Origin of the sequence: Streptomyces aureocirculatus, from assembly GCF_000720475.1 — a bacterium.
GTDB lineage: Bacteria > Actinomycetota > Actinomycetes > Streptomycetales > Streptomycetaceae > Streptomyces > Streptomyces aureocirculatus.
Genome location: NZ_JOAP01000055.1, coordinates 23,856 through 49,404 on the forward strand (window position 1 = coordinate 23,856; position 25,549 = coordinate 49,404).

A 25,549-nucleotide genomic window follows, 5' to 3' on the forward strand; every position below is an offset into this window, starting at 1 on the left:
GCAGCCCCGGCCCGCTCACTCGGCGAGGCCCACCACCAGCCAGATGAACGCCGCGCCCGCCACCGTGCACAGCAGCGTCGAGCGCGCCGGGTGGTCGTGGTGCGCCTCGGGCAGGATCTCGGCGGCGGCGAGGTAGAGCAGGGCGCCGCCGAAGAAGCCGAGATAGCCGCCGAGCAGCGGCTCGGGAATGGTGAAGGCCAGCGTGGTCGCCGCGCCCACGACGGGGGCCACGGCGTCCGCGAGGAGCATCAGGACGGCCTTGCGGCGCGCGTTCCCGTAAAGGCGGGTGATCGTGTACGTGTTGAAGCCGTCCGCGAAGTCGTGGGCGATGACGGCGAGCGCCACCGCGGCGCCCATGCCGCCGCCGATCTGGAAGGCGGCGCCGATGGCGACACCGTCCATCACGCTGTGGCCGACCATCGCCGCGGCGGCCGTCAGGCCCACCTGCGGCACCCGGTCGCCTGCTGCCTCCGCCCCGCCGTGCGCCGCCCGCCGCAGCGCGAGGAGCCGTTCCACCACATGGGCGAAGAGAAAGCCCGCGACGACGAGCAGCAGCGCCGCGGGCACACCGAAGACCGGCCCGCCGGCCGCGTCGAGGGCCTCCGGGAGCAGGTCGAGGCCGACCACACCGAGCATCAGGCCACCCGCGAGGCCCAGGACCAGATGGCGCCGGTCGGTGACCCGCCCCGCGGTCCAGCCGCCGACGAGGGTCATCAGGAACGCGCCGAGTGCCACGAACACCGCCATGCGCCCTTGCTAGCGGATTGATCCCGTCCGTGCACCGCGCACCCGCCCGCGGGCCCCGTGAGCCACTCGCCCGGCCCCGGCCGCACCGCTCCCCCGGTGCCCGATCTATTCTCGGCGGTTGTCCGCTGTTCCGCTGTCCGCCACGCTCAAGAGACATCAGGTACTCCCCATGGCCGAAGTCGCGCCCACCGGCAGGGCGGCATTCGGCGACGCCGGGTTCGACACGCTGGGGTTCCCCGTGGAGGGCGACATCGCCGGGGTGACCCGGGCCATCCTCGGCGGGGAGCCCGTGGCACTGGACGCGGAGCTTGCGTGGCCGCTGCCCGCCCTGCCGCCCAACGTCACTCCCCTCGCCGCATCCGGCGAAGGACCACGGCCGGTCCTGGCGACCGTGCGGATCTCCGACCGCACCTGCACGCCGTCGCTGCGCGAGGTCACGCTCCGGCCGCCCTCCCTGGTCGTGGGCGTCGGCGCGGGCAGCGGCGCGCCCGTCGACGAGGTCCTCGAACTCGTACGGGATTCGCTGCGGGCCGCGGGGCTCTCCGCCCTGTGCGTGCGGGAGTTGGCCACCGTCGCGGGCAAGCGGGACGAAGCCGGGGTGGCCGGGGCTGCGGCGCGCCTCGGGGTGCCGCTGGTGACGTACCCCGCCGAGGAGTTGGCGGACGTGGAGGTGCCCCACCCCTCGCGGGCGCCGCTCACCGCCGTGGGGACGCCATCGGTCGCCGAGGCCGCGGCGCTGCGCGGCGGCGGTGAACTCCTCGTGCCCAAGCGGAAGTCGGAGCGCCCCGACGGCGGGCCCGCGCGCGCCACGTGCGCCGTGGTGCGGCGGCCCGCGCGGGGGCGCCTCGCCGTCGTGGGCCTCGGCCCCGGCGACCGGGACCTGCTCACGCCCCGCGCCCTGGACGAACTGCGGCGGGCCGGGGTGCTGGTGGGCCTCGACGGGTACGTCGAGCGGATCAGGGACCTGCTGCGGCCGGGTACACGGGTCGTCGCGTCGGGCCCCGGCGCCGAGGAGGAGCGGGTCCGCACGGCCGTGGCCGAGGCCCGGGCGGGGCGGGCCGTCGCCCTCGTCGAACCGGGAGACACCGGTGGGCACGCCGGACACGCGCTGGCGTCGCCCGCGCTCACCGACGCCGGGGACGGCATCGACGTCGTCGGCGTGCCCGGGGTGACGGCCGCGGCCGCCGCCGCGGCGCTGCTCGGCGCTCCTCTCGGCGCCGACCACGTCGCGATCGCCTGGTCCGACGCGCACACACCGTGGGAGCTCGTGGAGCGCCGGGTGCGGGCGGCGGCGGAGGTGGACCTGGTGGTGACGTTCCACGCCCCGTACGCCTCCGGTGCCGGACGCCCCGGTGACGTCCCGGGCGACGTCGGGCAGCGGCTGCCGATGGCTCTGCGGCTCCTTGCCGAACACCGCGCGCCGACCACCCCCGTGGGCGTCGTACGCGATGCCGCGCACCCCGACGCGAGGGTGCGCCCCGACGAAAGCGTGCGCCTGACGACCCTGGCCGCGCTCGATCCGGACGACGTGGACCGCACGGCCGTGGTGATCGTCGGCAACTCCGTGACCCGGACGGTGGCGGGCCGCATGGTGACGCCGCCCGGCGGCCACCGCCCGCCCCCTCGTCCCGAGGAGCACCAGTGACGACCACGTACGCGTACGAGAACGAAGACGAGCACGATATGGGAGCAGCGGCAGCCATGGGCACTTCCACTGACGCGGAGCCGGAGGCCGAGGTCCCGGCCGGGGCCGAGGTCGATCTGCGGCATCACGGGGACGCCGAGGTACGCGGCGGGGACGGGCTCGTCGACCTCGCTGTCAACGTCCGTGCGGGTACGCCGCCCGCGTGGCTGAAGCAGTGTGTCGCGGAGTCGCTCGACGGGCTCGCCGCCTATCCGGACGGGCGGGCCGCGCGGGCGGCGGTGGCGGCGCGGCACGGGGTTCCGTCGGAGCGGGTGCTCCTGACGGCGGGGGCCGCGGAGGCGTTCGTGCTGCTCGCGCGGGCGCTGCGGGTGCGGCGGCCGGTGGTCGTGCATCCGCAGTTCACCGAGCCGGAGGTCGCGCTGCGTGCCGCCGGGCACCGGGTGGGGCGGGTGCTGTTGCGGGCCGATGACGGTTTCCGGCTCGATCCGGACGCCGTGCCCGCGGACGCCGACCTGGTCGTCGTCGGCAACCCGACGAACCCCACGTCGGTCCTGCACCCGGCGGCGGACCTGGTCAGGATCGCCCGTCCCGGGCGAATCCTGGTGGTGGACGAGGCGTTCATGGACGCGGTCCCCGGTGAGCGGGAGGCCCTCGCGGGGCGCGTAGACGTGCCCGGGCTCGTGGTGCTGCGGAGCCTGACGAAGACGTGGGGCCTCGCCGGGCTGCGCATCGGCTATGTCCTGGCGGACCCGGACATCGTCGCCGAACTCGCCCGCGCCCAGCCGCTGTGGCCGGTGTCGTCGCCCGCCCTCGCCGCGGCGGAGGCGTGTGTGGGGCCGCGCGCGCTCGCGGAGGCGGGGCATGTGGCGCACCGGGTCGCCGCCGAGCGGAGTCATCTGGTGGCGGGGCTCGGCGAGGTGCCCGGGGTGACGGTGACGGGGCCCGCGGAGGGGCCGTTCGTGCTGGTGCGGGTGGACGGGGCGCTCGGGGTGCGGGAGCGGTTGCGGGAGCGGGGGTTCGCTGTGCGGCGCGGCGACACGTTTCCTGGCCTGGGGCCTGAGTGGGTACGCGTCGCGGTCCGCGACCGCCCCACCACGGACACCTTCCTCACCGCCCTGCGGGCGGCTTTGCACCCCCCGTCCTGAGCCCTCACGTCATCACACCGTAGGCGGTGGGCTGTGCCCACCCGTTCCGCCCTGTGGGCGGCCCCGCTGCTTACAGGGGAGATGTGCCCCCTCCTGCTGTGGGCAACTGGTCCGCCAGGGGCGGAACGGGTGGGCACAGCCCGGCTTCCGGTGCCGTTATGCCTGGCGGAGGGGGACACCCCTGCCCCGGGCCGGGGATACGGTGCCCCGGCCCGGGGGGGCCGGTCAGCGTCGGCGGCGGGTGTAGGCCAGAGCGCCCCCTCCGGCAAGGAGGAGAGCCACGGCACCTCCGGCCACGTACGGGGTGGCGGAACTGCCGCCGGTCTCGGCGAGGTTGTCGTCGGGGGCCTCCTTCTCGGCGACGACCGGCTCCGCCGCCTTGCCCTGCGGGACGGGCTCCTGCTTCTGCGGCCGCGGCAGCGGCTTGGCGCCGGGCCCGGGCACGGTGCAATCGGCCCCGGCCAGCGTCACGGTCCCCTCCACCGCCGCGACCCCGAGCTTCAGCGGGTCCACGGACACCTTGAGCCGCAGGGCGACCGCCGCCGCCGTACGGGACGTGGTCCGCGTCGACGACAGGTCGAGCCGCACCTCGCCGACGCCGGGCACGGCGACCTGAGTCGAGCCCGCGGCCTTCAGCGCGACCCGCTTGCCGAGCACGGTCACACCGCCGAGCAGTTCCGACTCGGCCACGGGCCGCTTGCCCGACACGCACACGGCCTTGGACGTCACCTGGTCCACCGCGACGAGGGGCAGCGTCGGCAGCCCGGGCAGGTGCACCTTGGCGCGCACGAGGTTGCTGTACCCCTCCGCCGTGCCGCCCTTCACCGTGGCCCGCGCGGTGGCCACGTCCGCGCGCAGCACGTGGAAGGGGCGGCCGCCTTCGACTCCGTCGAGCTTCGCGGTGAGCGTGGTCCTCGTGGCGTTCGCGGGCGCGGCCACGTCGTTGAGCGCGGTGTTCAGCGGAAGGTTCACCGTCTTGTTGAGCAGGGACACGTTGAGGCCGGTGCGGAGCACGACGGCGCTCGCGCGGCCGCCGCGGTCGTCGTCGGTGGCGTGGGCGGTGCCCGCGGAGGCGAGCGCCGCGGAGCCCATGGCGACGACCGTTGCGGCGGCGATCGCGCCGATGCGGCAGGTGGGCAGTCTGCGGAAGGCGTTGCTGGTCAAGGTGGTGGGACCTCACATGAGTCACGGAAGTGCCGACCGCGCACGCCACACGGGGACATCGCGTGCGCGGGGCACCGCGGATGCCGGGGCGCGTCTTGCGGCGTCCCGACTCCGGGAATCTTTACGCACTGAGAGTGAACGGGCGGCAACCTGGCGTGAGTTCACTCCAAGGAGAGGTTTCCGTCGATGCATTCGAATCTGGCGGCACGGGCGTTCCCTCGGGTCCCGTCCGTGCCGGTGACTTGCGGGTTCGTCGCGTTGACGCCCGGGGGCCGCGAGGCGGTTATAACGAGCCCGAGCGCTGCGGGTAACTCCTTGTCAACAGGGAGGGGGTTGCCGGGTGTCCTGCCGGAGGCTCCCCCCAGCCCCGCCCCTTCACCGCAACCAGGGGTGACCTCTCAGCCCACCACCCACCCATTCACCACCACAGCCTCCGGCGCCCCCAACACCCGTACATCGGCCCGCGGATCCTCCCCGTACACGACGAGGTCCGCCGGTGCGCCCTCCACCAGGCCGGGGCGGCCGAGCCAGGTGCGGGCCGACCACACGGCGGCGGACAGCGCGTCGACGGTGGGGATGCCCGCCTTGGTGAGTTCGGCGACCTCGCCGGCGATCAGGCCGTGGGCGAGGGAGCCGCCCGCGTCGGTGCCCGCGTACACGGGGACGCCGGCGTCGTAGGCGGCGCGGACGGTGTCGTACCTGCGGGCGTGCAGGCGGCGCATGTGGGCGGACCACTGGGGGAACTTCGTCTCGCCGCCGGCGGCGAGCTGCGGGAAGGTGGCGATGTTGACGAGCGTCGGGACGATCGCGACGCCGCGCTCGGCGAACAGCGGGATGGTGTCCTCGGTGAGGCCGGTGGCGTGCTCGATACAGTCGATGCCCGCCTCGACGAGGTCGCGCAGCGAGTCCTCGGCGAAGCAGTGGGCGGTGACCCTGGCGCCGAGCCGGTGGGCCTCGGCGATGGCCGCCTCGACGGCGCCGCGCGGCCAGCACGCGGTGAGGTCGCCCGCTTCGCGGTCGATCCAGTCGCCGACGAGCTTGACCCAGCCGTCGCCGCGCCGGGCCTCTCGGGCGACGTACGCGACGAGGTCGTCCGGCTCGATCTCGTGGGCGTAGTTGCGGATGTAGCGGCGGGTGCGGGCGATGTGCCGCCCCGCGCGGATGATCTTCGGGAGGTCCTCGCGGTCGTCGATCCAGCGGGTGTCGGACGGCGAGCCCGCGTCTCGAAGGAGCAGCGCGCCCGCGTCGCGGTCGGTGAGCGCCTGCTTCTCGGCCTCCTCCGGCGGGACCGGGCCGTGCGCGTCGAGGCCCACGTGGCAGTGCGCGTCGACCAGGCCGGGCAGTGCCCAGCCCCGGACCGTGAGGGTGTCCGCGGCGGCAGCGGGGCGCTGGTAGGTCACCCGCCCGCCGACCACCCACAGCTCGTCCCGTACGTCCTCGGGCCCGACGAGTACCCGCCCCTGCACGTGCAGCACCGCGCGATCGCTCATGGGCAGCAGCTTAGACAGGACCGTGGCGGGCGAGAGGGCTGACTTGGGCGGTCGGTACGCTCGACGGCGAACGGCCAGGGCCCAAGCCCGCGGCCACCGCACCGACCCGCCGTACAGGCCCCCTCACCGAAGCGAGCAGCAGCGTGACCCACCCCTTCCTTGACCTGGCGCCGCTCGGCGCCGCGCACTTCGCCGCCATCGAGGACCGGGTGGCCCGGCTCCTGGACACCGAGCAGGACGTCGTGATCATGCAGGGCGAGGCGCTGCTGCCGCTCGAAGGCTGCATCCGCGGCGCCGCTCGGCCCGGCACCACCGCCCTGAACGTGATCACGGGACCGTACGGGCAGACCTTCGGCAACTGGCTGCGGGACTGCGGCGCCACGGTCGTCGACCTCGCCGTGCCGTTCCACACCGCGGTGACCGCCGCGCAGGTCGAGGCGGCCTTGGCCAGCAACCCGGAGATCGACTTCGTGTCGCTCGTGCACGCGGAGGCGGCCACCGGCAACACCAACCCCGTCGCGGAGATCGGGGAGGTCGTGCGGGCGCACGGCGCCCTGTTCATGCTCGACGCCGTGGCGTCGGTGGCCGCCGAGCCGCTGCTCCCGGACGCTTGGGGCGTGGACCTGTGCGTGATCGGCGCGCAGAAGGCCATGGGCGGGCCCGCGGGCGTCTCCGCGGTGTCGGTGAGCGAGCGCGCCTGGCAGCGGCTCGCCGCCAACCCGCAGGCTCCGCGCCGCTCTTACCTGTCGCTCCTGGACTGGAAGGAGCGGTGGATCGACGGCGGCCGCAAGGCGCTCCTGCACGCGCCCGCACAACTGGAGATGCTGGCGCTCGAGGCGTGCGTGGAGCGCATCGAGGCGGAGGGCCTCGACGCGCTCATGCGGCGGCACGCCACGGCCGCCACGGCGACGCGCGCGGGCGCGGTGGCGCTCGGCGGCGGCATCGAGCCGTATGTGTACGAGGCGTCGGACGCCGCACCCGTCGCCACGACGCTGCGCGTCCCGCAGGAGGTCGACGCCTCCGCTCTCGTCGCCCGGGCGCTCGCTGCCGACCCGGTCCTGCCGCTGGTCGCGGGCGGCGGCGCGCTGGCCAAGGAGATGATCCGCGTCAACCACTACGGTCCGGACGCCACGCGCGGCGTGGTGCACAACTGTCTGGCGGCCCTCGGCGCCGCGCTGGGCGAGCTGACGGGCGGGACGGGACACGCGGTCGATCTGGAGGCGGCCCGGCGTGCGGTGACGGCGGCCTGGGCGTAGGTACGTACGAGGACAGGACGGCCGCGTGCTGCCGCCTCCTGCGGCGGTGGTGCGCGGCCACGCAAACCTCCACGGCAATTCACGCGCGAATTCACACGCGCGCTTTAATGAATTCTTTATGCGAACAGCTTCCCATATTCTTCTGCCCGCTTTCGGGAAGGCTAAACACTAAGGTTTTGTAAGAGCCAAAGGCCGCAATTCGGTCACATCCGTCGGCATTGCGGCTCTGTGACGTACTCCACAGAGCGCCCGTAATGCCGGAAATAAACTGGACAAATCACCATCAAGTACCTGCCTTTCATGCGGGCGTACGCGCATGCGTGATAACAGACAACAGTGCCTGGCGTAACCCCTTCCCCCGATGCAATCCCAGAAATTGCTCGGTAAATTCAATCCGCATGACCGCTGCACAAGCCGATCTACCGACCGACCTGCAAGCGAAATTCCTTGGAATGCCCGAGGGGCTGCGACTCGACACCCCGGGCGTCGCCGACGGCGCCGCGATCTGGCGGATCGCCCGCGACTCGAAGGTCCTCGACCTCAACTCGTCGTACAGCTACCTGCTGTGGTGCCGCGACTTCGCGGCGACATCCGTGGTGGCCAGGGACGCCGACGGCGCGCCCGCCGGCTTCATCACCGGTTACATCCGCCCCGACAAGCCGCGCACCCTGGTGGTCTGGCAGGCGGCCGTCGACCACGCACACCGTGGCCGGGGCCTCGCCGGTGCGCTGCTCGACGGGCTTGCCGCGAAGGTGGCCGCGGACCGCGGCCTCGATGCCCTGGAGACCACCATCACACCGGGCAACACCGCCTCCGAGCGGCTGTTCCTGTCGTTCGCCGAGCGGCACGAGGCAGGCGTCCAGCGGACCGTGCTGTTCGACGCGGCCCTGTTTCCCGGTGACGACGGCGGGCACGAGCCCGAAGTCCTCTACGACATCGCCCCGCTGTCCTTCTGACCTCGCCTGACGGGGCGCCGACGACGCCCCGGTCGGCTGCCGCGGCCCGGTCCTGACACACCGTCATCAGCCGTGGCGCGACTCACGTCCACTCAAACCCCTCACGACATTCCATCTCCCAGGAGATTCGCTGTGACCATCACCCAGCCCGACCTGAGCGTCTTCGAGACCCTGGAGTCGGAGGTGCGCAGCTACTGCCGCGGTTGGCCCACCGTCTTCGACCGCGCGCAGGGCAGCCGCATGTTCGACGAGGACGGTCATGAGTACCTCGACTTCTTCGCGGGGGCCGGCTCGCTCAACTACGGCCACAACAACCCGGTCCTCAAACGCGCCCTGATCGACTACATCGAGCGGGACGGCGTCACCCACGGCCTCGACATGTCGACGACGGCCAAGCGCGCCTTCCTGGAGTCCTTCCAGAACCTGATCCTGCGCCCGCGCGACCTGCCGTACAAGGTCATGTTCCCGGGCCCGACGGGCACCAACGCGGTGGAGTCCGCGCTGAAGCTGGCCCGCAAGGTCAAGGGCCGCGAGTCGATCGTGTCGTTCACCAACGCCTTCCACGGCATGTCGCTCGGCTCGCTCGCCGTGACCGGCAACGCCTTCAAGCGCGCGGGCGCCGGCATCCCGCTCGTGCACGGCACGCCGATGCCGTTCGACAACTACCTGGACGGCCGCACCCCCGACTTCATCTGGTTCGAGCGCCTCCTGGAGGACTCGGGGTCCGGCCTGAATCAGCCCGCCGCCGTGATCGTGGAGACGGTGCAGGGCGAGGGCGGCATCAACGTCGCGCGCGCCGAGTGGCTGCGGCAGCTCGCCGACGTCTGCAAGCGCTGGGACATGCTGCTCATCGTCGACGACATCCAGATGGGCTGCGGCCGCACCGGCCCCTTCTTCTCCTTCGAGGAGGCGGGCATCACACCGGACATCGTCACCGTTTCGAAGTCCATCAGCGGCTACGGCATGCCCATGGCCCTCACGCTCTTCAAGCCCGAGCTCGACGTGTGGGAGCCCGGCGAGCACAACGGCACGTTCCGCGGCAACAACCCGGCGTTCGTGACGGCCGCCGCGACCCTGGAGACGTACTGGGCCGACGGCTCGGCCATGGAGAAGCAGACCCGGGCCCGCGGCGAGCAGATCGAGCAGGCCCTCGTCGCCATCCGTGACGAGCACCCCGAGGCCACCGTCGAGTACCGCGGCCGCGGACTGGTGTGGGGCATCGAGTTCCGCGACAAGGCGCGCGCGGGAGCCGTCGCCAAGCGGGCCTTCGAGCTCGGCCTGCTCATCGAGACCTCCGGCCCCGAGAGCGAGGTCGTCAAGCTGCTCCCGGCCCTGACCATCACGGCCGACGAGCTCGACGAGGGCCTGCGCACGCTCGCCCGCGCGGTCCGCGAGACCGCCTGACCGCGCGCCGCGCGGAGACCCTCGTACCGTACAGACCCAGCACAGAACAGGAAGCACCCACTGTGATCGTCCGTTCGTTCAAGGACATTGAAGGCACCGACCGGCACGTCAAGGCCGCGTCGGGCACCTGGGAGAGCAAGCGCATCGTGCTCGCCAAGGAGCGCGTCGGCTTCTCGCTGCACGAGACCATCCTGTACGCGGGTACGGAGACCTCCATGTGGTACGCGAACCACATCGAGGCCGTGGTGTGCACCAAGGGCGAGGCGGAGCTCACCGACCACACCAACGGTGAGACCCACGTCATCACCCCCGGCACCATGTACCTGCTGAACGGGCACGAGAAGCACACCCTGCGGGTGAAGGAGGACTTCCACTGCCTGTGCGTCTTCAACCCGCCGGTGACCGGCCGTGAGGACCACGACGAGAACGGCGTCTACCCGCTGCTCACCGAGCCGGACGCCGAGTAGACCCGCACCCCCCACACACAGACATCCCGCACCAGGGCCGTACGAGAGGAGAGGCAGGCACCACCATGACCACCGCACCCGAACGCACCGCCGACCTGTACCCGACCCGAGGCACCGAGGAGGTGCTCATCGAGCGCAAGGACCCCGTCGTGTGGTCCGAGCCGGGTACACCGGGTCCGGCGTCGGCCGACGAACTCGCGGGGTTCGAACGCGACGGATTCCTGGCGATCGAGCAGCTCATCACGCCGGACGAGGTGACCGGCTACCACGCGGAGCTGGAGCGCCTGATCAACGACCCGGCGATGCGTGCGGACGAGCGCTCCATCGTCGAGCCGCGCTCCCAGGAAATCCGGTCGATCTTCGAGGTGCACAAGATCAGCGAGGTCTTCGCGCGCCTCGCCGCCGACCCGCGCGTCGTCGGCCGCGCCCGGCAGATCCTCGGCTCGGACGTGTACGTCCACCAGTCCCGTATCAATGTGAAGCCCGGCTTCGGGGCCTCCGGCTTCTACTGGCACTCGGACTTCGAGACCTGGCACGCGGAGGACGGCCTCGCGAACATGCGGACCGTCTCGGTGTCGATCGCGCTCACCAAGAACCACGACACCAACGGCGGGCTCATGATCATGCCCGGCTCGCACAAGACGTTCCTCGGCTGTGCGGGCGAGACGCCGAAGGACAACTACAAGAAGTCGCTGCAGATGCAGGACGCGGGCACGCCGTCGGACGAGGCGCTCACGAAGCTGGCGTCCGAGCACGGCATCCGCCTGTTCACGGGCGAGGCCGGTTCGGCGACGTGGTTCGACTGCAACGCCATGCACGGCTCCGGGGACAACATCACGCCCTACCCGCGCTCGAACGTCTTCCTCGTGTTCAACAGCGTGGAGAACACGGCGGTCGAGCCGTTCGCGGCGCCGGTCCGGCGCCCCGAGTTCATCGGCGCGCGGGACTTCACCCCCGTGCGGTGACGCGGCACCGACGTGCGCGGGCCCGGGACCTGGTCAGGTCCCGGGCCCGCGCGTGTGTGCGTCCGGGGTGTCAGAGCGCGGGGTAGTCCGTGTAGCCCTTGGCGTCGCCGCCGTAGTAGGTGGACTGGTCCGGGGTGTTGTACGGGCCACGCGTGCGCAGCCGGGCCGGCAGGTCCGGGTTGGCGAGGAACAGGGCGCCGAAGGAGAGGATGTCGGCGGTGCCGTCCTCGATCAGGGCGAGTTCGTCGTGGCCGGTGGGGCCCTCGGTGTGCGGGTTGAGGACGAACGGGCCCTCGAAGTTCTTGCGCAGGGTGGTGACCAGGTCGCGGACCGGGCCCACCTCCATGATGTGCAGATAGGCGAGGCCGAGCGCGTCGAGCTCGCGCACCAGGGCCGGGTAGGTCTGCTCGGGCTCGGGCTCGTCGATGTCGTTGAAGGGGTTGCCGGGCGAGAGGCGGATGGCCGTGCGCGCGGCCCCGATCTCGGCGGCGACGGCCTTGACGACCTCCACCGCGAACCGGATGCGGTTCTCCGGCGAGCCGCCCCACTCGTCGGTGCGCCGGTTGGAGCCAGGCGCGAGGAACTGGTGGATGAGGTAGCCGTTGGCGCCGTGCAGCTCCACACCGTCGAAGCCCGCGTCGACGGCGTTGCGGGCGGCGGTGACGAAATCGCCGATGGTGGCGCGCACCTCGTCACCCGTCAGCTCGCGGGGCGTGACGAAATCCTTCGGTCCCTCGTGCGTGTACACCTGACCCTGCGCGGCGACCGGGGACGGGCCGACGTTGACCAGGCCTTCGGGCAGCAGCACGGGGTGGCCGACGCGGCCGGTGTGCATGACCTGCGCGAAGATCCGGCCGCCCGCGGCGTGCACGGCGTCGGTCACCTTGCGCCAGCCCGCGATCTGCTCGGCGCTGTGCAGACCCGGGGTGTCCGGGTAGCCCTGGCCCACCGGCGAGGGCTGAATGCCCTCGGTGATCACGAGCCCGGCACCGGCGCGCTGGGCGTAGTACTCGGCGCTGAGGTCGGTGGGCACACCGCCCGCACCCGCCCGGCTGCGGGTCATCGGCGCCAGGGCGATGCGGTTGGGGAGTGCGAGGCCTGACAGGTCGATCGGGTCGAACGCGGTGGTCATCACGGCTCCAGGACGTATGAGGATGGGCCGCCGGAAGAGGGGACGGCCATACAATTGGTCGGCCAAGTAATCCAGCCGGGAGTCACTGTAGCGCATTTCTTGGCCGACCAAGTTAATCTCGTGGGAGTTGCAGGACGACACTGGTGGCGACGGCAGCGGCGGACAGGGCCGCGCCACCCGAGCGGGCAGGAGTTCCGGATGAAGGCCGAGACGAACACGGCGGGGGCCGCGCAGGACGACCCCGCCTGTAGTGCGCGGCTGCCCCTGGCAGCGCGGAACGGCCCGGTCTCGATGCTGGTGAGCCGTGTCGCCAGGCTGCACCGGATCGCGGCGGGCAAGCTCCTGAAGGGCCTCGGCCTCTACCCCGGCCAGGAGTTCCTGATGATGCACCTGTGGGACACGGGCCCGGTGCGCCAGTCGGAGCTGATCAAGGCGGTCGACCTCGACCCTTCCACGGTCACCAAGATGCTCCAGCGCCTTGAGCAGGCGGGCCACGTGCGACGGCGCCCCGACCCCGAGGACCGGCGCGCGGTACTCGTCGAGTCCACCGAGACAAGCTGCGCCCTGCTCACCGAGGTCCAGCGCTCCTGGGGCGAGCTGGAGGAACAGACCCTCGCGGGCCTCACCCCGGACGAGCGCGTCCAGCTCGCCCGCCTCCTCACCCGCGTCGAGGCCAACCTCTGCACGGAGACGGCGGACTGCCCGGAGGAGGCCCGCCGGGCGGCACTGCGGTGAGGGCGCACGGCGCGTGGTGAGGGCGCACGGCGCGTGGTGAGGGCGCACGGCGCGTGGTGAGGGTGCCCGGCGGCGTGGTGAGGGTGCCCGGCGGCGTGGTGAGGGTGCCCGGCGGCGTGGTGGGGACGCACCGCGGCGTGGTGAGGGTGCCCGGCGGCGTGGTGGGGACGCACCGCGGCGTGGTGGGGATGCCCGGCAGTGTGGCGGGGATGCCCGGCGGCGGCCGGGTGCTGGGTCAGCCGGTGCGCAGCGCGTCCAGGGCGCGCCGCACGTCCGCCTCGGTGTTGTACAGATGGAAGGCGGCCCGCAGATTGCCCTCCCGGTCAGACACCTCGATGCCGGACGCGCTCAGTTCCGGCTGCCAGCCGCCGAGGCCGGGCACGGACACGATGGGCGACCCCGGCGCGGGCACCGGCTCGTGGCCGAGCTCGGCGAGCCCGGCGCGGAAGCGGTCCGCGAGCGCGAGGTCGTGGGCGCGGATCGCGGCCACCCCCAGCTCCTCGATCACGTCGAGGGAGTGCCGCGCGCCCGCGTACGCGAACAGGCTCGGGCTCTCGTCGAACCGGCGCGCGGAGCGGGCGAGTTCGGCGACAGGGCCGTAGCAACTGTCCCAGGGGCGCTCCCCCGCTACCCAGCCCGCGAACAGCGGGGGCACACCGCCGAAGTCCTCCCGCTCTCCGGGTACGACGAAGAACGCGACGCCGCGCGGGCAGGTGAGCCACTTGAAGGCGACCGACGCCAGATAGTCCACGTCCGCCATGTGAGCGGCGAGGTCCAGCCAGCCGGCGCCCTGTGAGGCGTCCAGGTAGAGACGGGCGCCGTGCGCGCGGACCGCGGCGCGCAGCGCGGGCAGATCGACGACCCGGCCGTCGGCCGACTGCACCGCGCTGACCGCGACCAGCGTGGTCCCCGGCCGCACGGACTCGGCGATCCGCTCAAGGGGCACGGTACGTACCTTCAGGTCGCCGCGTATGTGGAAGGGGTTCACCGTCGAGCTGAAGTCGCCCTCCGCGGTGAGGACTTCGGCGCCCGCGGGCAGGGAGGCGGCGACCAGGCCCGAGTACACGGCGACCGACGCGCCCGCCGCGACCCGCTCCGGCGCCACGCCCATCAGGCGCGCGAAGGAGGCCCGGGCCGCCTCCACGTCCGCGAACATGTTCTCGGGGCGGCCCGCCGCCACGGACAGGGCCGCGCGGTGCATGGCGCTGACGGCACGGGCGGGCAGCAGTCCGGTGCTCGCGCTGTTCAGGTAGGTGGTTCGGGGGGCGAACTCGGAGCGTACGAGGGCGGTGAAGCCCTCAGGGGTCGGGACGGACTTGTCGTGGCCCTGGCCGGTGGTCTCCATGGGCTCACTCTGCCCCGTCGACCGGGCGGGGTCCATTGCGCATGACTGAGGCGTACTGCTCAGCGATGCTTACGCATGGCCTCCGAACAGGGCTTTCACCCGTCCCTGCGGTGTCAGGCGCGCGGGATCTCGCAGCCGTCCGGGCCGCAGGCCGCGCCGTCGCTCTCAGGGCCGTCGGCGCTCTCAGGGCCGTCCGCGCCGATGACCGTCAGCGGGGGCCGGGCTCCCCATGCCTGCTCCAGGGCCTGGGTGAAGACCTCGGCGGGCTGGGCGCCGGAGACGCCGTACTTGCGGTCGAGAACGAAGAACGGGACGCCGTTCGCCCCCAGTTCCGCGGCCTCGCGCTCGTCGGCGCGGACGGCGTCGGCGTACGCGGTGGGGTCGTCAAGGACCGCGCGGGCCGCCTCCGGGTCCAGGCCCGCGTCGGCGGCGAGGGCCACCAGGCGTTCGGTGTCGTCGAAGACCGAGCGCTCCTCGGCGAAGTTGGCGCGGTAGAGCAGGCCGATCAGCTCGTCCTGCCGCTCCCTGCCGCCCCGCTCCGCCGCGAAGTGCAGCAGGCGGTGCATGTCGAAGGTGTTGCCGTGGTCACGGCCCTCGGTGCGGTACGCGAGGCCCTCGGCCGCCGCGTTGTCGCCGAGGCGGCGCTCGGCGTCCTTCGCCTGTGCCTCGGTCATGCCGTACTTCTGCGCCAGCATCGGGATCACCGCGGCGGTGTCGCCCTTGGGGCGGTCGGGGTCCAGCTCGAAGGAGCGGTGGACCACCTCCACGGCGTCGCGGTGCGGGAAGGCCGCGAGGGCCTTCTCGAAGCGGGCCTTGCCCACGTAGCACCAGGGGCAGGCGATGTCGCTCCAGATCTCGACGCGCATCTGTTTCTTCCTCGGATCGTACGAAGCGGAGACGTCCTCCGCGTCCTGGTGCAACCCGTGCCTGAGGTCATCCATTCCCCCGCCGTTCCGCGCCGGGGAAGGTCTCCCCCCGCCCGTTTCCAGCCGGACGCGGGCTTCCGGCTCCCTGTGCCGCGCGTGGCCGGATGGCGTCTGCGGGTCGTCACGGGCCGGTCAAGCCGAAGTGGTGCGTGTTGGTGCGGATCCATGTGCGCAGGTGGGCCAAGGGCTCCAGCGCCCCCTCGCCCAGGGGAGTGAGCTCGTACTCGACGCGGGGCGGGACCTCCGCGAAGACTGTGCGCCGTACGAGCCCGTACTCCTCGAGCCGCCGCAGCGTCTGCGTGAGCACCTTCGGGCTCACCCCCTCCAGCTTCGCGCGCAGCTCCCCGAAGCGCCGCGGTCCGTCGGCGAGCGCGGTGATCGCCAGGCCCGTCCACTTGTTGGCGAGCAGCTCGAACACCTCCCGCCCGGGGCACAGCAGGCCGTAGATATCGTGCTGAGCTGTCATGGTTTCCAGAATATAGTTGCCGCCCTTGCGGGTGACCGGCCCTCGGGGCCTACGTTCTCGCCATGATCGAGAACGCACTCGCCCACGGCACCGGAACCGTCAGCGCCGGAACCGTCGGCACCGTCGGCACCGTCGGCACCGGCACCATCGGTACCGGCATCGTCGGCCTCTCCGCCCGCTCGGGTTGGGCCACGCACTCCCACCTCCCGGCCCTCACCCGCCTGCCCGGCTACGACCTGCGCGCCCTTGCCGCCTCCACCCCGGAGTCGGCCAGGGCGGCCGCCGAGAAGTACGGGGTCGCCCGCGCCCACCACAGCGCCGCGGGTCTCGCCGCCGACCCGGCCGTCGACCTGGTCGTGGTCAGCGTCCGCGTACCCCTGCACCGCGAGGTGATCCTGGCGGCCCTCGCGGCGGGCAAGCACGTCCTGTCGGAGTGGCCGCTCGGCAACGGCCTCGGCGAGGCCGAGGAGCTGGCGGCCGCCGCCGGACGCGCCGGGGTGCGGACCTTCGCCGGGCTCCAGGCACGCTCCGCGCCCGCGGTGCGGCACGTGCGCGACCTGGTCGCCGACGGCTATGTGGGCGAGGTCCTCGCCACCAGCCTGATCGCGTCCGGGCGCCGCTGGGGACCCACGTTCGAGCCCGGGGGCGCCTATCTCCTCGACCGGCGGAACGGCGGCACGATGCTCACCATCCCGTTCGGGCACACCGTGGACGCGCTCACGATGGTGCTCGGCGAGTTCACGGAGGTGTCGGCGACGACGGCGACCCGGCGGCCGCTCGTACGGGAGGAGGGCGGCGGGCGCACCCTCGCCATGACCGTCGAGGACCAGCTCGCGGTGAGCGGCAGGCTCGCGTCCGGAGCCGTCGCCTCCGTGCACTTCCGGGGCGGGCTCTCGCGGGGCACCGACTTCCACTGGGAGATCAACGGCACCGACGGCGACCTCGTCGTCACCGGTGACCACGGTCATCTCCAGCAGGCCCGGCTGACCGTACGCGGCGGACGCGGCTCGGCGACCGGGCTCACCGAACTCCCGGTCCCCGAGCGCCTCTTCGACGTGCCCGAGCTCGACGACCTGCGCGACACCGCCGCGTACAACGTCGGCGTGCAGTACGCCCACGTCCTGCGCGACCTGCGCGAGGGCACGCGGGACGTCCCGGACTTCGCGCACGCCGCGCGGCGGCAGCGGCTGCTCGACGCGGTCGAGCGGGCCGCGGCTACCGGCACGCGCGTGACGCTGTGACGCGGGGCGGTCCGGCACGGGGCGCCCCACCTCGGGACGTCCGGCGCCGGGGCGCCCCGACGTCTGCCGGTCACGAGCCGTCGCGCAGGCCCTTCGGCCAGTTCGGGCGGAACTCGATCCCGTCGAACGTCACCACGCACCCCTCACCCTGCGGGGACTGCGCGAGGAAGCCGACGAGCGCGGCGGCGGCAGCCTGCTCGTCGCCGAGCTGGAAGATCCGCACGAACGTCCAGCGCTCGCCGTCCGTCGAGGCGTGGAAGGCGAACGCCGTACCGGTGCGGCTGATCCGCAGCCAGACGCTCGAGCCGTCCACGACGAAGGCGTTGGCGTCGTCGGAGCGGCCGCGCGTGACGACCGTGCAGATCGTTGGCCGGTCCGGGGAGCGCTCGAAGCACAGCTTGGCCCACTCGCGCTCGCCCACGTGCAGATAGAGCACGCCCGCGTCGAAGGCGGCCGCGAACCCGACCGTGACGCGTGCGATGAGCTGGAAGTCACCTTCCGGCGCGCCGAGCAGCCGGGGCGCGTCCGACGCCGGGTCAAGGGCCTCGCCGGTGGGCGGCACGAAGCGGTCCTGACGGGGTCCCGCCCAGCCGGTGAGGACGCCCTCGGTGTCGTCGTACGACCAGTTCCCCTCGGGCCCGTACGACCGCAGGGGGAAGGGGAGTTCGGGCAGGGTCAGGCTTCCGGTCTGCTTGGCGTTCATGCCGTCAGTGTTCCAGGCGGCCGTCGTAGCGGCGGGGCAGTCCGAGGGGATTGGCGTCATGCAGCTCCGGCGGGAGCAGCGCCTCGGGGGTGTTCTGGTAGACGACGGGGCGCAGCCAGCGTTCGATCGCGGTGCCGCCGACGGAGGTGGAGGTGCTGGTCGTCGCCGGGTAGGGGCCGCCGTGCTGCTGGGCGGGGGCCACCGCCACACCGGTGGGCCAGCCGTCGACCAGGACCCGCCCCGCCAGCGGGGTCAGTTCGGCGAGCAGCCGCGTGCCCCTGCTGTGTCCGGCGGCACCGCCGATCCCATTGGCCCCGTCGGCCCCATTGGCCCCATCGGTCCTGTCGGCCCCGTCGGTCCTGTCGGTCCCTGCCGCCTCGGCGGCCGACAGGTGCACGGTCGCGGTGAGGTTTCCGGGGAGGCGGGAGAGCACGGCCGTGATCTCGGCGTCGTCCGTGTACCGGGCGACGACGGTGACGGGCCCGAAGCACTCCTCCAGGAGCAGGTCGTGGGCGCCCCCGGCGGCGAGCCTGGCGGCGGGGACGGTCAGGAACCCCGCAGTCACCGTGTGCTCGTCGCCCGCGCCCGGCTCCACCGGGGCGGACACATCCGGCAGTTGGGCGCGCTCGGCGACCCCGGCGACGAAGTGGTCCCGCATGCGGTGGTCGAGCAGCACCCCGGCGCCGGTGGCGCCGACGGCCTCCGTCAGGGCCTTCAGGAGACGGTCGCCGCCCGCGCCGACGGGTGCGAGGACAAGGCCGGGCTTCACACAGAACTGGCCGACGCCGAGCGTCATCGAGCCCGCGAGTCCGCTGCCGATCTCCTCGCCGCGCTCGGCGGCCGCGGCCTCGGTGACGACCACCGGGTTCAGGGAGCCGAGTTCGCCGTGGAAGGGGATCGGTACGGGGCGTGCGGCCGCCGCGTCGAAGAGGGCGCGGCCGCCCCGTACCGAACCGGTGAAGCCCGCCGCGGCGACCAGCGGGTGGCGTACGAGCTCCACGCCCGCGTCGAAGCCGTGCACCAGGCCGACCACGTCCGCCGCGATCCCGTGCCGCCCGGCCGCCGCGCGCAGCACGGCGGCGACGCGCTCGGACGTCGCGGGGTGGTCGGGGTGCGCCTTGACCACGACCGGGCAGCCCGCGGCCAGGGCGCTCGCGGTGTCACCGCCGGGCACGGAGAAGGCGAAGGGGAAGTTGGAGGCGGCGTAGACGGCGACGACACCGAGCGGGATCTTGTAACGGCGCAGGTCGGGGACGGGCGGTGTGGCCGTGTCATCGGGGTGGTCGATGACGACGCCGAGGAACGCGCCCTCGTCGACGATGTCCGCGAAGGCCCGCAACTGGTAGCAGGTACGGGCGAGTTCGCCGGTGAGCCGCGCGGTGCCGAGGGCGGTCTCCGCGTCCGCCACGGCCACGAGGTCGTCCTTGGCGGCGTCCAGGAGGTCGGCTGCGCCGCGCAGGAACGCCGCGCGGACGGTGCGGTCCGCGAGCGCGGCACGCGCGGAGTGCGCGGCCCCGACCGCCCGGTCCACGTCCTGGACGGTGGCTTCCGCGCCGACCTGCTCGCGCTGCTTTCCGGTTCGGGGGTCGACACTCCAGACTGGTGCTGCTGCCACCGCGGGTCCCTCCACTGGTCCGACTCGTCCGACTGATGGTCCGGCTTGCTGACTGATGGTCCGGCTTGCTGACTGCTGGTCCGACTTGCCTGTGTGCCCTGATCTGCCGCCGCCCGTGAGAGGCGTTCGATATACTGAACGCTGTCTCTGGTGATGAATCTTCGGGGGCAGTGGAACTATTTCTCGTCGGACGTGAGGGGTCAAGGGCGATGTCTGCTGGGGAGACGGGCGGGGGCGCACAGGTCAAGTCCGCGGTGCGGACGGTGGAGTTGCTGGAGTTCTTCGCGGGCCGGCCCGGCATGCACGCGCTCGCCGACGTCCAGGAGGCCGTCGGGTACCCCAAGTCCAGCCTCTACATGCTGCTCCGCACCCTCGTCGAGCTGGGCTGGATCGAGACGGACGCGACCGGGACGCGGTACGGCATCGGGGTGCGCGCGCTGCTCGTCGGCACGTCGTACATCGACGGCGACGAGGTCGTCGCGGCGGCCCGCCCCACCCTCGACCGCCTCTCGGACGACACCACGGAGACCATCCACCTCGCCCGCCTCGACGGGACGAACGTGGTGTATCTCGCCACCCGTCAGTCCCAGCACTATCTGCGCCCCTTCACCCGCGTGGGACGGCGGCTGCCCGCCCACTCGACGTCGCTCGGCAAGGCGCTGCTCGCCAGCCACACCGACGAGCAGGTGCGCAAGCTGCTGCCGGAGACCCTGCCCTCGCTGACCGAGCACACCATCACCGACCGCGAGAAGCTCATCGAGGAGCTGCACACGGTGCGCGAGCAGGGCTTCGCCATCGACCGCGAGGAGAACACCCTGGGCCTGCGCTGCTTCGGCGTGGCCATCCCCTACCGCACGCCCGCGCGCGACGCCATCAGTTGCTCGGTGCCGGTGGCGCGGCTCACGCCCGCCCACGAGCAGATGGTCAAGGACGCGCTGTTCGACGCGCGGGACCGGCTGACGCTGGCCACTCGTCGACTCTGACCCGTCCCGGTACGGCCTCGCCCCGGTGCGGTCTCGTCCCGGTGCGGTCACGTCCCGGTACCGTCTCCCCCGCGCGGCGGAGGCGGTTCACCGGCAGGCAGGAGGTGGGCGGGGCCGCGCCGCGCGAGCGTGGAGGCATGACCCAGGCACACGTCCCCGCCCCGCCCGCAGGCCGCGCCGCGCGCAACGCCACACGCCCGCTCCCCGGGTCTCCCGGGCGCCTCGGCGGACCGCGACGGCTGCTGCGTGCCGTCGCCATCGTCTCCTGCCTCCCGTACCTCTCCCTCAAGGTCGCCTGGATCGCCGGAAGCCACGTCGGCATCCCCGAGGGCAGTTCCCTCCTGGAGCACCGCGGTCTGATGGCTGCGGCCAACAGCCTCACCGTCCTGATGGACGGCGCCGTCATCGTCCTCGCACTGCTGCTGACCCGGCCCTGGGGGCGCCGCGTCCCCGCCCGGCTGCTCGGCCCGCCCATGTGGGCCGCCGCCGGGCTGCTCCTGCCGATCATGGCCGGGTTCCCCGCGCAGCTCGCGGTGCGGGCCCTCGGCGGATCGGCGCGCAGCGCGCAGGACACCGGGCGTGAGCCGTTCCTCGACGAGTGGGTCTTCGGGGTGGTGTACGGCGGGTTCATCCTGCAGGGCATCTGTCTGGGGCTGCTGTTCGCGCTGTACGCCCGTGACCGGTGGGGGCAGGTGTGGCGGGGGCGGGTGCGGGACCTGCCGCGGGATCCGTCCGGCGGGCGCGGGGCACGAGTGTGCGCGGTGGTGGCGGCCGTCCTCGCGCTGTTCCCCGCGGGGCTGCGGCTGCTGTGGGCGGCCGGATCGTCGTCCGGCCTCGACGAGGCGCGGGCCGCGGAGCGCACGGCCGACTTCACCGTCCTGTCGGTCCTCGAAGTCGGCTACCTGACGGCGGCCGCGGCCGGTGCGCTGATGCTCGCGTTCCGGTGGCCGCGGGCACTGCCGGTGAAGGTGCCGCTGGCGCTGGCCGCTGCCGGGTCGGGGGCCGTGGCGTGCTGGGGCGCGTGGCTGTTCACGACGTCGTTCGCGAGCTCGACGGGGGTGGCCGAGCGGCCCACGCCCCTGCTGCTCCTGGCCTACGCTGTGCAGATGATCACCGGAACGCTCGTGGCCGCCATCGGTGTGCGCTTCCTCAAGGAGCGTGCGGCCGGGGCGCATGGGTGCCCGTCGTGAGACGGTCCGCGACACCTGGCGAGGAACGGCCCGCGACGCCGGGCGCGAGACGGTTCGCGAGGCCTGGCCTGCGACGGTCCGCGACGCGCGGCGAGGGGCGGCCCACGGCACGCGGCGCGATGCGGTCCGCGACGCCCAGCGAGGGGCAGTCCGCGACGCCCGGCGAGGAACGGCCCGCGACGCGCGGCGTGAGGCGGTTCGTGGGGGTTCTTGTCGGGCGGCGGGCGCGGCGGCGGTGGGTTCATCTGATCCTCGGTGGCGCCGTTTCCATGCCGTACGTGTTCGTCGGTTCGATCCTGGCCGGGCCGCTGCTCGGCGACAGCGTGATCCTCGGCTCCTTCGCCTCCCAGCTCCTCTCCTTCGCGTTCGGGCTCCCGCTCGCCGCCGTCACCGCGCTGTTCCCGCTGACCCGGCCCATGTCGGTGGCGGCGGTACGGGCGCTGTGCGACGTGCCGGACGCCTCGCTCGCCGACGGGCCGCCACGGTCGCGGGCCGCGCGCGGTCGCACCGTGGCCTGGTTCACGCTGCACCTCGGCTTCGGCGGGATCGTCAGCGGGATGACGCTGGCCCTGGTGCCGTTCGCCCTGTTCCTGCTTGCGCTGCCCGTGACCGTGGGCCTCGCCGACTCCTGGATCGGCTTCCCCGAACACTTCCACAACGCCTGGACGCCGCTGCTCGCGCCGGTCGTGGGCGCCGTGTCCCTGGTCGCGCTCGCGGGGTGCGCCGCGGGGGCGGGCGGACTGCTCGCCCGGTGGGCGCCCGCGCTGCTCGGGCCCACGCCCGCCGACCGGCTCGCCGACGCCGAGCGGCGCGCCGCCGACCTCGCGGTCCGCAACCGCCTGGCCAGGGAGTTGCACGACTCGGTGGGCCATGCCCTGAGCGCCGTCACACTGCAAGCGAGCGCGGCCCGCAAACTCCTGGACCGGGACCCGGAGTTCGTCCGCGAGGCCCTGGCCGCCATCGAGGACACCACCCGCCGCACGGTCGGCGAGCTCGACGCCGTCCTCGGCGTACTGCGTGAGGGCGGTGAACGCGGGCGCGACGGCCACGCGGCCCCCGCGCCCACGCTCGACGCCGACCTGGACGGGCTCCTTCGCCGCACCCGCGCGGGCGGCCTGCGCGTCGACGCCACCGTCGACCTCGGCGGGCCCGGGGGCGCGGCGGCGCTGCCCGCGATGGTCTCCCGCGAGGGCTACCGCATCGTGCAGGAGGCCCTGAGCAACGTACTCAAGCACGCGGGCCCCGACTCCGAGGTCACGCTGTGCGTCCGCCTCGACGGCACCGGCCTGGAGATCGTCGCCGAGAACCCGCTCCCGGACACGGCACGGCCGCCCGCCACCCGCCCCGGCGGCGGCCACGGCCTGCGCGGCATCGCCGACCGGGCCCGCCTCCTCGGCGGCACGGCGGAGGCGGGCGCCCACGACGACCTCCCCGACAGGCACCGCACGCACCACCCGGAGGGCTCGGACGGCTCGCACGACACGCACCACCCGTACGGCACCTGGAGGCTGCGCGTGCGGCTGCCCCTCCATACCCACGCCTGAGAGGCAGGACACCCCATGACCGGCACCGACTCCCCCGCTCCGCTGCGCATCGTGCTCGCCGACGACGAGCGCATGGTGCTTACCGCGCTGCGCGCCATCCTCGCCGCCGAACCCGACCTGGAGATCGTCGGCGAGGCGGCGACCGGCGCGGAGGCCGTGTCCGTCGTGCGCGAGCTGCGCCCCGACGTGGTGCTCATGGACGTACGCATGCCGGAGATCGACGGCATCCGCGCCACCGAGCAGATCCTGCGGGGCATGGCCGACCCGCCGCGCATCGTCGTCGTCACGACCTTCGAGAACGACGCGTACGTGTACGAGGCGCTGCGGGCCGGGGCCTCCGGCTTCCTGCTCAAGCGGGCCGAGGCCGAGGCGCTCGTGCAGGCGGTGCGGCTCGTCGCGCGCAGTGACTCGCTGCTCTTCCCCGCGGCGGTGCGGGCGCTCGCCGCCGAGTACGCGCGCGCCGAGACCGCGACGGCCCCCTGGGTGGCGCGGCTCACCGGACGTGAGAGCGAGGTGCTGCGGCAGATGGCCGCGGGTCTCACCAACGCGGAGATCGCCCGGCGGATGGAGGTCGGTCCTGCCACGGTGAAGACGCATGTCGCTGCGGTCCTCGCGAAGACGGGGGCGCGGGACCGTACGCAGGCGGTGATCGCGGCGTACGAGGCCGGATTCATGCGGAATTCATGAAGTGCCGGATCCATGAGGAGTTCCTGAGAAAACGGACACTTCGGCGCAAGAGGGGAACGGAATGCCGGGAGGTGCTCGTCCTCCTGTGGGATGAACAAGACGATCAGGCACACCTCGGTCTTCGTGCTGCTCCTGGTGCTCGCCCTTCTCGTACGGGCCACCTGGGTGCAGTTCCACGACTCGAAGGCACTCGCGGACGACAAGCTGAACCGGCGCAACGCTATCGAGCAGTACGCGTATCCGCTGGGCGACATCATCGTGGGCGGGAACGCCGTCACCGGTTCGAAGCGGACGGCGGGCGGTGACCTGGCGTACAAGCGCACGTACAAGAACGGGCCGCTGTACGCCGCCGTCACCGGCTACAGCTCACAGGTCTACGGCGCCACACAGTTGGAGGGCATCTACAAGGACCTCCTCGACGGCACCGACAACCGGCTGAAGAGCCCGCTCGACACGCTGACCAACAAGCGTGCCGACCCCGGTGACGTCCTGACGACCATCGACCCGGCCGTGCAGAAGGCCGCGTACGAGGCGCTCGGCGACAAGAAGGGCGCGGCCGTCGCCGTCGACCCGAAGACCGGGAAGATCCTCGGCATGGTGTCCACGCCGTCGTACGACCCGTCGAAGATCAGCGGGTCCACCGATTCCGCGGCGTGGCAGGCGTTCACCACGGATGAGGACAAGCCGATGGTCAACCGCGCGATGCGTCAGCCGCTGCCGCCCGGTTCCACGTTCAAGCTGGTCGTCGCCGCCGCCGCCCTGGAGGACGGGCTCTACGGCTCCGTCGACCAGAAGACCACGAGCCCGAACCCGTACACGCTGCCCGGGACGCGGACCGTCCTCAAGAACGAGAACGCGTCCGCGCCCTGCGAGGACGCGTCGATCCGCACGGCCCTGCAGTACTCCTGCAACAACGTCTTCGCCAAGATGGCCGTCGACCTCGGGCAGGACAAGGTGAAGGCGCAGGCGGAGAAGTTCGGCTTCAACGCCGACAAGCTCGACGTGCCCGTGCGCGCGTCGAAGAGCGGTTACCCCTCGGGCATGGACAAGGCGCAGACCGCGCTGACCGGCATCGGCCAGTTCGACGTGACGGCGACGCCGCTGCAGATGGCCATGGTGTCCGCCGCGATCGCCAACGGCGGGGAGCTGGCCGCGCCGCACATGGTCTCGAAGGTCACGGACGCGGACGGGAACGTGCTGCGCGACTTCGACGGCGGGGGCTCCCGGCGGGTGGTGGGTGCCGCCACCGCCGAGGGGTTGCAGTCGGCCATGGAGACGGTGGTGGCGGAGGGTACGGGGGCCAATGCGCGGATCGGCGGGGCTCGGGTGGGGGGCAAGACCGGTACCGCCCAGCACGGCGAGAACAACTCCCAGACTCCCTACGCCTGGTTCACTTCCTACGCCAAGGGCGGGTCCGGCAAGGAGGTCGCTGTCGCGGTGATCGTGGAGTCTTCCGATGCGGCGCGGTCCGAAGTGAGCGGGAATGGGCTTGCGGCGCCTGTTGCTTCGGCGATGATGCGGGTCGCTTTGCGCTAGCTTGCGGGGTCCGGCGCTACCGCGCCGGGTTCCTCCCCGCCCGCCCGCCCGTTTCCAGCCCGGCGTGGGCTTCTGGCGCCCTGTGCCGCCCTCGGTCCCTCGGCGGCCGCCCCGCCGTCTCGTCACCGCCGCTACCGCGGCGAAAAGCCCTCCCCCCCGCCCGCCCGTTTCCAGCCCGCCAACAGTTTCCGGCGCCCTGTGCCACCC

The 25,549-nt window shown here is 72.9% G+C and carries 22 protein-coding genes and 1 pseudogene; 14 read left to right on the plus strand and 9 right to left on the minus strand.

Going from position 1 to position 25,549, the window contains the following annotated elements; translation table 11 throughout:
- Positions 1-15: 15 nt before the first annotated feature.
- Positions 16-747: a ZIP family metal transporter gene (locus tag IG78_RS0135290; RefSeq protein ID WP_030571713.1), complete on the minus strand. Its 732-nt coding sequence runs from the start codon at positions 745-747 to the stop codon at positions 16-18.
- A gap of 157 nt (positions 748-904) precedes the next feature.
- On the opposite strand from IG78_RS0135290, the pseudogene IG78_RS0135295 reads away from it, so the two are divergent.
- Positions 905-2,392, plus strand: a pseudogene (locus tag IG78_RS0135295) (cobalamin biosynthesis protein); the annotation flags it as partial.
- A gap of 56 nt (positions 2,393-2,448) precedes the next feature.
- Positions 2,449-3,537: an Rv2231c family histidinol phosphate aminotransferase CobC gene (gene cobC / locus IG78_RS0135300; protein WP_078968726.1), complete on the plus strand. Its 1,089-nt coding sequence runs from the start codon at positions 2,449-2,451 to the stop codon at positions 3,535-3,537.
- A gap of 225 nt (positions 3,538-3,762) precedes the next feature.
- Here the strand turns inward: cobC and IG78_RS0135305 are convergent, their stop codons facing one another.
- Positions 3,763-4,701 carry an SCO1860 family LAETG-anchored protein gene (locus IG78_RS0135305; protein ID WP_225882278.1) on the minus strand — a complete coding sequence of 313 codons (939 nt, stop codon included), beginning with the start codon at positions 4,699-4,701 and terminating at the stop codon, positions 3,763-3,765.
- Positions 4,702-5,099: 398 nt separating this feature from the next.
- On the minus strand, positions 5,100-6,191 hold the full coding sequence (locus IG78_RS0135310) for an amidohydrolase family protein (RefSeq protein WP_030571725.1): 1,092 nt from the start codon (positions 6,189-6,191) through the stop codon (positions 5,100-5,102).
- Positions 6,192-6,334: 143 nt separating this feature from the next.
- Between IG78_RS0135310 and IG78_RS0135315 the strand changes: the two genes are divergently transcribed.
- From IG78_RS0135315 to thpD, 5 genes are all read left to right on the plus strand, one after another.
- Positions 6,335-7,447 carry a pyridoxal-phosphate-dependent aminotransferase family protein gene (locus tag IG78_RS0135315; RefSeq protein WP_030571729.1) on the plus strand — a complete coding sequence of 371 codons (1,113 nt, stop codon included), beginning with the start codon at positions 6,335-6,337 and terminating at the stop codon, positions 7,445-7,447.
- Between the two features lie 398 nt (positions 7,448-7,845).
- Positions 7,846-8,403, plus strand: a complete 558-nt coding sequence (gene ectA, locus IG78_RS0135320) for a diaminobutyrate acetyltransferase (protein ID WP_199813326.1) — start codon at positions 7,846-7,848, stop codon at positions 8,401-8,403.
- 132 nt (positions 8,404-8,535) lie between these two features.
- Positions 8,536-9,807, plus strand: a complete 1,272-nt coding sequence (gene ectB / locus IG78_RS0135325; RefSeq protein ID WP_030571735.1) for a diaminobutyrate--2-oxoglutarate transaminase — start codon at positions 8,536-8,538, stop codon at positions 9,805-9,807.
- Between the two features lie 62 nt (positions 9,808-9,869).
- On the plus strand, positions 9,870-10,274 hold the full coding sequence (locus IG78_RS0135330) for an ectoine synthase (protein ID WP_030571738.1): 405 nt from the start codon (positions 9,870-9,872) through the stop codon (positions 10,272-10,274).
- A 65-nt stretch (positions 10,275-10,339) separates the two neighbouring features.
- Entirely contained in the window at positions 10,340-11,239 is a 900-nt protein-coding gene (gene thpD, locus IG78_RS0135335) for an ectoine hydroxylase (protein WP_030571741.1), read from the plus strand.
- Positions 11,240-11,309: 70 nt separating this feature from the next.
- Here thpD and IG78_RS0135340 read toward each other — a convergent pair whose 3' ends face one another.
- Positions 11,310-12,371 carry an alkene reductase gene (locus IG78_RS0135340; protein ID WP_030571744.1) on the minus strand — a complete coding sequence of 354 codons (1,062 nt, stop codon included), beginning with the start codon at positions 12,369-12,371 and terminating at the stop codon, positions 11,310-11,312.
- 198 nt (positions 12,372-12,569) lie between these two features.
- On the opposite strand from IG78_RS0135340, the gene IG78_RS0135345 reads away from it, so the two are divergent.
- Positions 12,570-13,106 (plus strand): MarR family winged helix-turn-helix transcriptional regulator, encoded by a 537-nt coding sequence (locus tag IG78_RS0135345; protein ID WP_030571747.1) that lies wholly within the window; start codon positions 12,570-12,572, stop codon positions 13,104-13,106.
- Between the two features lie 235 nt (positions 13,107-13,341).
- On the opposite strand, the gene IG78_RS0135350 is transcribed toward IG78_RS0135345, so the two are convergent.
- The 3 genes from IG78_RS0135350 to IG78_RS0135360 form a co-directional block, all read right to left on the minus strand.
- A complete protein-coding gene (locus IG78_RS0135350) occupies positions 13,342-14,451 on the minus strand; it encodes an aminotransferase class V-fold PLP-dependent enzyme (protein WP_051853243.1) in 1,110 nt (369 codons plus the stop codon).
- A gap of 113 nt (positions 14,452-14,564) precedes the next feature.
- Positions 14,565-15,317: a DsbA family oxidoreductase gene (locus IG78_RS0135355; RefSeq protein ID WP_030571752.1), complete on the minus strand. Its 753-nt coding sequence runs from the start codon at positions 15,315-15,317 to the stop codon at positions 14,565-14,567.
- A 181-nt stretch (positions 15,318-15,498) separates the two neighbouring features.
- A complete protein-coding gene (locus tag IG78_RS0135360) occupies positions 15,499-15,843 on the minus strand; it encodes a winged helix-turn-helix transcriptional regulator (RefSeq protein WP_030571755.1) in 345 nt (114 codons plus the stop codon).
- A gap of 62 nt (positions 15,844-15,905) precedes the next feature.
- Between IG78_RS0135360 and IG78_RS0135365 the strand changes: the two genes are divergently transcribed.
- Positions 15,906-17,084: a Gfo/Idh/MocA family protein gene (locus tag IG78_RS0135365; protein ID WP_078965705.1), complete on the plus strand. Its 1,179-nt coding sequence runs from the start codon at positions 15,906-15,908 to the stop codon at positions 17,082-17,084.
- 70 nt (positions 17,085-17,154) lie between these two features.
- Here the strand turns inward: IG78_RS0135365 and IG78_RS0135370 are convergent, their stop codons facing one another.
- A complete protein-coding gene (locus tag IG78_RS0135370; protein ID WP_030571761.1) occupies positions 17,155-17,787 on the minus strand; it encodes a DUF1349 domain-containing protein in 633 nt (210 codons plus the stop codon).
- A 4-nt stretch (positions 17,788-17,791) separates the two neighbouring features.
- On the minus strand, positions 17,792-19,402 hold the full coding sequence (locus tag IG78_RS0135375) for an aldehyde dehydrogenase (NADP(+)) (RefSeq protein ID WP_037686736.1): 1,611 nt from the start codon (positions 19,400-19,402) through the stop codon (positions 17,792-17,794).
- Positions 19,403-19,611: 209 nt separating this feature from the next.
- On the opposite strand from IG78_RS0135375, the gene IG78_RS0135385 reads away from it, so the two are divergent.
- The 5 genes from IG78_RS0135385 to IG78_RS0135405 all read left to right on the plus strand — a co-directional run bounded on the left by IG78_RS0135385 (position 19,612) and on the right by IG78_RS0135405 (position 25,342).
- Positions 19,612-20,385: an IclR family transcriptional regulator gene (locus tag IG78_RS0135385; RefSeq protein WP_030571767.1), complete on the plus strand. Its 774-nt coding sequence runs from the start codon at positions 19,612-19,614 to the stop codon at positions 20,383-20,385.
- A 137-nt stretch (positions 20,386-20,522) separates the two neighbouring features.
- Positions 20,523-21,575 (plus strand): hypothetical protein, encoded by a 1,053-nt coding sequence (locus IG78_RS0135390; protein WP_225882279.1) that lies wholly within the window; start codon positions 20,523-20,525, stop codon positions 21,573-21,575.
- A gap of 188 nt (positions 21,576-21,763) precedes the next feature.
- Positions 21,764-23,119 (plus strand): sensor histidine kinase, encoded by a 1,356-nt coding sequence (locus IG78_RS0135395; protein ID WP_037686749.1) that lies wholly within the window; start codon positions 21,764-21,766, stop codon positions 23,117-23,119.
- A gap of 15 nt (positions 23,120-23,134) precedes the next feature.
- On the plus strand, positions 23,135-23,806 hold the full coding sequence (locus IG78_RS0135400; protein WP_030571776.1) for a response regulator transcription factor: 672 nt from the start codon (positions 23,135-23,137) through the stop codon (positions 23,804-23,806).
- Between the two features lie 90 nt (positions 23,807-23,896).
- Complete coding sequence (locus tag IG78_RS0135405; protein ID WP_030571779.1) at positions 23,897-25,342, plus strand: peptidoglycan D,D-transpeptidase FtsI family protein; 1,446 nt, start codon at positions 23,897-23,899, stop codon at positions 25,340-25,342.
- Positions 25,343-25,549: the final 207 nt, after the last annotated feature.

Bases quoted from the DNA above. Each gene is read 5' to 3' on its own strand.
- IG78_RS0135290 (WP_030571713.1), bottom strand. From the start codon at position 747: ATGGCGGTGTTCGTGGCACTCGGCGCGTTCCTGATGACCCTCGTCGGC.
- cobC (WP_078968726.1), top strand. From the start codon at position 2,449: ATGGGCACTTCCACTGACGCGGAGCCGGAGGCCGAGGTCCCGGCCGGG.
- IG78_RS0135310 (WP_030571725.1), bottom strand. From the start codon at position 6,191: ATGAGCGATCGCGCGGTGCTGCACGTGCAGGGGCGGGTACTCGTCGGG.
- ectA (WP_199813326.1), top strand. From the start codon at position 7,846: ATGACCGCTGCACAAGCCGATCTACCGACCGACCTGCAAGCGAAATTC.
- thpD (WP_030571741.1), top strand. From the start codon at position 10,340: ATGACCACCGCACCCGAACGCACCGCCGACCTGTACCCGACCCGAGGC.
- IG78_RS0135340 (WP_030571744.1), bottom strand. From the start codon at position 12,371: ATGACCACCGCGTTCGACCCGATCGACCTGTCAGGCCTCGCACTCCCC.
- IG78_RS0135345 (WP_030571747.1), top strand. From the start codon at position 12,570: ATGAAGGCCGAGACGAACACGGCGGGGGCCGCGCAGGACGACCCCGCC.
- IG78_RS0135350 (WP_051853243.1), bottom strand. From the start codon at position 14,451: ATGGAGACCACCGGCCAGGGCCACGACAAGTCCGTCCCGACCCCTGAG.
- IG78_RS0135355 (WP_030571752.1), bottom strand. From the start codon at position 15,317: ATGCGCGTCGAGATCTGGAGCGACATCGCCTGCCCCTGGTGCTACGTG.
- IG78_RS0135360 (WP_030571755.1), bottom strand. From the start codon at position 15,843: ATGACAGCTCAGCACGATATCTACGGCCTGCTGTGCCCCGGGCGGGAG.
- IG78_RS0135365 (WP_078965705.1), top strand. From the start codon at position 15,906: ATGATCGAGAACGCACTCGCCCACGGCACCGGAACCGTCAGCGCCGGA.
- IG78_RS0135370 (WP_030571761.1), bottom strand. From the start codon at position 17,787: ATGAACGCCAAGCAGACCGGAAGCCTGACCCTGCCCGAACTCCCCTTC.
- IG78_RS0135385 (WP_030571767.1), top strand. From the start codon at position 19,612: ATGTCTGCTGGGGAGACGGGCGGGGGCGCACAGGTCAAGTCCGCGGTG.
- IG78_RS0135390 (WP_225882279.1), top strand. From the start codon at position 20,523: ATGACCCAGGCACACGTCCCCGCCCCGCCCGCAGGCCGCGCCGCGCGC.
- IG78_RS0135400 (WP_030571776.1), top strand. From the start codon at position 23,135: ATGACCGGCACCGACTCCCCCGCTCCGCTGCGCATCGTGCTCGCCGAC.
- IG78_RS0135405 (WP_030571779.1), top strand. From the start codon at position 23,897: ATGAACAAGACGATCAGGCACACCTCGGTCTTCGTGCTGCTCCTGGTG.